The following is a 3,273-nucleotide window of genomic DNA, read 5'->3' as shown; positions in this document are numbered from 1 at the left end:
CCCATCCACCCATCCACCCATCCACCCATCCACCCATCCACCCATCCACCCATCCACCCATCCACCCATCCACCCATCCACCCCTCTGATCCAATTCCCCGCCAGGGCAGACACCCAGGTCTGCCCCTACGTCTCCCCCACCGTCCCCATCTCCCCACCTTCCCACCTCCCCATCCCCCCATCCCCTAAGGAGCCTCCCTATGACTACTCCCAAACGCATTGGCATTCTCACCAGTGGTGGCGATTGCCCTGGCTTGAATGCAGTGATTCGGGCTGTGGTGAAATGTGCCAGTCGTCGCAACTGGCAGGTGATTGGTATTCCCTACGGTACCGACGGGCTGATGAAAGTGGCCGATGGGGAGTACGATATCGACAAACTCGTAATTCCAGAGCATGGCTATGACATTCCTGGTATTTTGCAGGGGATTGACGTATTGCAGTTCCTTAGTGGCTCAATTTTGGGCTCTTTGAATAAGGGGCATCCGGACGAAACGGAGACAGTGGCTAAGATCTTGGCGGGCTACAACCGGTTGAATCTGGATGCGTTGATTGCCATTGGTGGCGACGGCAGCCTGGACATTATTTACGAGCTGGCCAGAAAGGGGGGGTGGAACCTGATCGGCATTCCCAAAACCATTGATAACGATGTGCCGTTCACGGAAAAATCCATTGGGTTTAATACGGCGGTGCAGACGGTAAACAGCGCTTTATACGACTTGACCTTTACCGCCGCTAGCCACGATCGGGTGATGGTAGTAGAAGTGATGGGGCGCGATGCCGGCCACCTGGCCCTCCACGGCGGCATCGCCGGTGGGGCCGACGTGATTTTGATTCCAGAGTTGATCCCGGTGCTCAACGAAACCGTGATCGTTCAAGTGTGTCAAAAAATTGCTGAATTACGCCAGCGGGGTCGCAAGTTTGCCCTGGTGGTGGTGGCAGAAGGGGTGCGAGGCGAAGATGGCCAGCGCATGCGGGCCATTGGCGAGTTTCTGGCTCAGGCGATCGCCGATCGCAGCCATATTCTCTGTGAGTCTGGGGCGGCAGACTACTGCGATATGGACCAGGTGGAAACTCGGGCTATGGTGCTGGGCCATATTCAGCGCAGTGGCATTCCCACCGCCTCCGATCGCCTGTTGGCGGCTGCCTTTGGCCGCAAAGCCACCGACTTGATCGAAGATGGTCGCTTTAACCGACTGGTGGTCTGGGAGGCCGGTCGGGTGCGATCGAAAGATCTGGGGGATGCGATCGCGATCGTGCGAGCCTGCCACGATAAAGGGATCTGCCCTGGTCCCGTAGAAATCGATAGCACCATGGTCAAGGTGGCACGCTCCCTGGGTATTTATGTGGGGGATCCAATCCCCACCTCTCAAGCAGCGTCTCCTATGCCCCAGGCAGAAGCCAGCGTTGTTTAACCCCCATAATTTCGGTACCAAACTAATGTTCAGTGGTAATCAAAATTCCCGACTCGGGTATCGTCACCAACCGGCTCCACTCCCGCTGCTCTGCGTACCGGAGCAAATGCAGGTGGTTAATCGCCCCTCGTACCCCATCCGGTGAGCCAATCACCAGATTGCGCAATTTCGCCCGGCCCGGCCGGGAGATGGGAGATGCTATCTGCAGCGGATTAGGTTAGCTTGCAATTTGATCGGTCTTAGCGGCCATTACAAAATCGTTTTTATGCAGGCCATTGATGGCGTGGGTCCACCAGGTTACAGTCACCTTCCCCCATTCCGTTAGCAGGGCGGGATGATGCCCCTGAGCTTCGGCCTGTTCACCGACTTTATTGGTGAAAGCCAGTGCTTTAGCAAAATCTGGAAACTCGAACTGACGTTCTAAGCGGAGGCTCTCGTCCTGTTTCTTGATGTCCCAATCAGGAATTTGAGGCTTGAGCTGTTGTATCTCAGCCTCGGTAATCGGAGGCGACTCTTTGGTACAGGCCTCACATTTTTTTTTGGTAAGATCTTCTGTCATTCTAGTTTTCAATCAACAACTTTAATTAAACCGGATCCAAGTCCAGACCTGGAGTTTTGCCTGTGGGAAAACTCCAGATCCCGAGCTGGACTTGGTATAACAGCTTTTTCGCATCGTGCAAATATTTCCTGCATACAGAATAAAAATTTAGCCTTCTCAGCAATCTGGAAAGTCTAAAAAATTGCTACGATGACGTCTGCCAAACTCTCTATTCAGGATTTGATTTAGGATTTGGCAGTATTCTACTTATCTTTACACAATGGTTGAGATGTCTGACATCCTCCCCAATGGAGATTTTAAGATAATTTTATATGTCTTAATTCATTCTGCGGTCAGAAAAAAAGTGGCAATTCCCAGGCTGTGCGCATCCCTAAGGAGCTTCAGTTCGGTCGGTTGGATGTGGAGTATGAGATTGAGCGTCAGGGTGATAGCTTAATTATTCGTCCGGTGGGGGACTCCCTAGAGCATGCGTTGGATCGTTGCCATGCAGGCCGCACGGTTCGAACAGCAGCCTCCTGACCTACGGCCTCAGGCCTCTGAAGAGCCTAAAACCCATTGGGCTGCATAACCCCCTGAATTTTTACAATTCAACTTCCGGAGAAGCCGGTGAAAGGGCGGAGACTGGAGAGCGGAGAGCGGAGAGCTTTAGAAAAGGAATTTTTGATGCGGCCAGTGACTAGAACGCCGGTTCAGATCCCAGGGTTCTGTCCCTGGATGCCCCAAAAAACGTGGCCAAACAGCCCAAGAACCCTGGGATCTTGAGCTTTTGATGCAGCCAGTGACTAGCCATCAATGCTTTCCGTCCTCCGTCCTCCGTTTTCCGTCCTCCAAACCGTTTCCATTAATTCAACTTCCGGAGAAGTTTTGAGCTTTGTCCCCAATCCATACTCCGCTCTTCGCGAGCTGGTGGTTTCCATTAATTCAACTTCCGGAGAAGTTTTGAGACCAAAAGGTATCTGCTGACGGCAAGAAAACTTTGCGTTTCCATTAATTCAACTTCCGGAGAAGTTTTGAGGCGGGGAGGTGGAGGAGATCCATCAGTTTAACAGGTGCAGTTTCCATTAATTCAACTTCCGGAGAAGTTTTGAGGCGGGGAGGTGGAGGAGATCCATCAGTTTAACAGGTGCAGTTTCCATTAATTCAACTTCCGGAGAAGTTTTGAGAATTATACAGTAAACTTCCCCCGTGGTGGGGGTGGTTTCCATTAATTCAACTTCCGGAGAAGGGAGCACTCCACAAGGCGGGACGTTAAGGGGTTAATTGTCGTGTATCAATAGATACTTGTAAAGAAAAGCTCTGCGG

General features: G+C 52.2%; 2 protein-coding genes, 2 pseudogenes and 1 CRISPR repeat array. Of the genes and pseudogenes, 3 read left to right on the top strand and 1 reads right to left on the bottom strand.

Annotated features, from left to right (window positions below):
* Positions 1–189: pseudogene (locus E1H13_RS27070) on the top strand (hypothetical protein); the annotation flags it as partial.
* 11 nt (positions 190–200) lie between these two features.
* Positions 201–1,412, top strand: a complete 1,212-nt coding sequence (locus tag E1H13_RS26290; protein ID WP_169617914.1) for an ATP-dependent 6-phosphofructokinase — start codon at positions 201–203, stop codon at positions 1,410–1,412.
* A gap of 217 nt (positions 1,413–1,629) precedes the next feature.
* Here E1H13_RS26290 and E1H13_RS26280 read toward each other — a convergent pair whose 3' ends face one another.
* On the bottom strand, positions 1,630–1,971 hold the full coding sequence (locus tag E1H13_RS26280) for a 4a-hydroxytetrahydrobiopterin dehydratase (protein ID WP_169617913.1): 342 nt from the start codon (positions 1,969–1,971) through the stop codon (positions 1,630–1,632).
* 309 nt (positions 1,972–2,280) lie between these two features.
* On the opposite strand from E1H13_RS26280, the pseudogene E1H13_RS26275 reads away from it, so the two are divergent.
* A pseudogene (locus tag E1H13_RS26275) lies at positions 2,281–2,433 on the top strand (AbrB/MazE/SpoVT family DNA-binding domain-containing protein); the annotation flags it as partial.
* Positions 2,434–2,805: 372 nt separating this feature from the next.
* Positions 2,806–3,203: a CRISPR direct-repeat array (repeat unit 35 nt; unit sequence GTTTCCATTAATTCAACTTCCGGAGAAGTTTTGAG).
* Between the last annotated feature and the right edge of the window lie 70 nt (positions 3,204–3,273).

The organism is Nodosilinea sp. P-1105 (assembly GCF_012911975.1).
In the GTDB taxonomy this organism is placed as follows: Bacteria; Cyanobacteriota; Cyanobacteriia; order Phormidesmidales; family Phormidesmidaceae; genus Nodosilinea.
This window is presented reverse-complemented; position numbering and strand designations above follow the sequence as displayed.

Coding starts and splice junctions, on each gene's coding strand:
- E1H13_RS26290 (WP_169617914.1), top strand. CDS start 201: ATGACTACTCCCAAACGCATTGGCATTCTCACCAGTGGTGGCGATTGC.
- E1H13_RS26280 (WP_169617913.1), bottom strand. CDS start 1,971: ATGACAGAAGATCTTACCAAAAAAAAATGTGAGGCCTGTACCAAAGAG.